Origin of the sequence: Enterobacter sp. UNJFSC 003 (genome assembly GCF_036903355.1) — a bacterium.
GTDB lineage: Bacteria > Pseudomonadota > Gammaproteobacteria > Enterobacterales > Enterobacteriaceae > Enterobacter.
Genome location: NZ_JBAKHK010000377.1, coordinates 1 through 231, shown reverse-complemented (window position 1 = coordinate 231; position 231 = coordinate 1). Strand labels below are relative to the sequence as shown.

Here is a 231-nt window from a genome sequence, read left to right as displayed (position 1 = left end):
GACACGGTGCTGGCGTGGTAGATCGCACCACCGACGCTGGGGGCGCTGATTAACCCGCACAAAGGCAAATTTAACGTCACCGCCAAAGGTGGACTGGTGGAAGAAGAGTACGTCGACTGGGTGATCTCGCGGCCCTACATCTTCCTTGTCCTGCTCAACCTGGTGGGCGTTGCGGTAGGCATCTGGCGCTACTTCTATGGCCCGCCAACCGAGATGCTCACCGTGGTCGTC

The 231-nt window shown here is 59.7% G+C and carries 1 pseudogene; it reads left to right on the top strand.

The features are described 5' to 3' along the window. A pseudogene (locus V5P19_RS24625) lies at positions 1-231 on the top strand (hypothetical protein); the annotation flags it as partial.